Here is a 1845-nt window from a genome sequence, read left to right as displayed (position 1 = left end):
TCCCGCCCGTCCAAAAAGGACGGGCGGGACGCCCATCCCACTTTCAAGAGTGGAAGTTATTTAATTCTCATTCCTAAGTGTAATTTGATAGTGGTGGAATTGGGCGATCGCGATCGTTAAATAGAACAAGCAGCACACCGGTCTCGATCGGCAAAAATAAAGTTTTGTAACGGCTGGAGAAAATCCCGGAAATTACTTTGGGACAGACGTAACCAGTGAAATCACCGATCGAAGAAAAATTTTTGATAACAAGTATAAAGTGATAAACTCTTTTCACAGGTTGTCAGAGGCAGGCAAAAGTTTGGCGATCGGGATCTTCAGGATGCGTCTTTCGATCGAATCTACCTTTTCAAAACTACAAACTAAAATGCCAAGAAGATCGCTTGAAATCTTGGGCGATGGTCGCGTGTACGAAATAAAAGACGACCTAGCCGTTAAAGTCACGGAGACTAATGGGCAAGTAAAAGCATTAATTGATGCTTTAAAGTTCAGCGTGGCTAAAACATACAACATTAATCCTCCAGAAAAACAACCGCCTGATGTGGCAGAACGCAGAGGTTCAAAGCAAATCAATGGAGAAGGCTTTAAGCTTCTCACTACGTTTGAAGGATGTAAGCTAACTGCTTATGATGACGGCGGTGGAGTTTGGACAATTGGTTACGGACACACTGGCAACGATGTTTTTCCAGGACTGACGATTAGCCAAACGCAAGCAGAAGAATTGCTGCGCCTAGATTTAGAAAAATTTGAATCCTTTGTTGAGGATGCCGTTGAAGTTCAGATCAATGATAATCAGTTTTCTGCACTGGTTTGTTTCTGCTTCAACGTGGGTCCAGGAGCACAAGGTTTTGGAGGCTCAAATCTTCTAAGGCTTTTGAACCAGGGAAATTATCAAGGAGCAGCTAATCAGTTTCCTGTGTGGAATAAAGTCGATCGTACACCCTGGCTAGGGCTGACACGCCGACGCTTGGCTGAACGATCGCTGTTTTTGGGAAAACCCTGGCAGTTATTCTTAACCTATGAAGGAACAGGCGAAGAAGTAACAGGGGAAACAATCTCAGAAGTACCTCGCACATTGAAACTCACCGAACCCATGATGCAAGGTGAGGATGTTCGTCGAGTACAAAAAGCTTTGAAAGCAGCAGGAATCAATATCGAACCTGATGGATTCTTTGGCAATGATACTGACAAGGCAGTGCGGCAGTTTCAGCAGCAGAAAGGGCTAATGGCGGATGGTGTTGTAGGTGCTGAAACTCGACGGATATTGGGCTTGTGAACAGAGTGAATGGGTGTAGCAAATCTCTCTAACTTTTCCCGTCAATTTAGACGAGTGAAAAAGCCTTACGTGATAAGCGCTTATGAATTAGCGTGGCCAATAGCTCGTTTCACAACAAGCGATTTTTCATCAATTAATTAGGAGACTAAATCATGTCCGATACAGTAATTAGCACGTCAAATCAAACATCTGAATATCCTGTTGAACGCTGCGATGAGATTAATCTCGGACAACCACGTTCTGGTGTAATCAGGGGAAGTTTTAATGGTCTTCTTAAAGATGCTCCAGGTTGTTCGACTGCAATTGTCAATGGACTGTCCCAGCAATTGATTCATCAGATGAATTTAATTGTTCCAGATGCGCTGGTCAGCTTTGACGATCTGAATGTGGATTTAGGCGATGCTGCCTATGCCTATTTGCAACCCGCCGCTCAAAAAGCCTTGCAAAGCGCTATTCAAGACCGCGGCGTGAAGATGGTTGTCAACTCTGCCTACCCAGGGTAAACGCATCTAAATTAATTTGACAAATACCTAAATTTGTGCACTACTAAATAACTAAAAAAACCTTCT

General features: G+C 43.5%; 2 protein-coding genes. Both read left to right on the top strand.

Annotated features, from left to right (window positions below; all coding sequences use genetic code 11):
- The first annotated feature begins 367 nt into the window (after positions 1-367).
- Positions 368-1276, top strand: a complete 909-nt coding sequence (locus QUA16_RS36535; RefSeq protein ID WP_333109729.1) for a glycoside hydrolase family protein — start codon at positions 368-370, stop codon at positions 1274-1276.
- 152 nt (positions 1277-1428) lie between these two features.
- Entirely contained in the window at positions 1429-1779 is a 351-nt protein-coding gene (locus tag QUA16_RS36530) for a hypothetical protein (RefSeq protein ID WP_333109727.1), read from the top strand.
- The last annotated feature ends 66 nt before the right edge of the window (positions 1780-1845 follow it).

Origin of the sequence: Microcoleus sp. S13_C3 (assembly GCF_036700905.1) — a bacterium.
Lineage (GTDB): Bacteria > Cyanobacteriota > Cyanobacteriia > Cyanobacteriales > Microcoleaceae > Microcoleus.
This window is presented reverse-complemented; position numbering and strand designations above follow the sequence as displayed.

Bases quoted from the DNA above. Each gene is read 5' to 3' on its own strand.
- QUA16_RS36535 (WP_333109729.1), top strand. From the start codon at position 368: ATGCCAAGAAGATCGCTTGAAATCTTGGGCGATGGTCGCGTGTACGAA.
- QUA16_RS36530 (WP_333109727.1), top strand. From the start codon at position 1,429: ATGTCCGATACAGTAATTAGCACGTCAAATCAAACATCTGAATATCCT.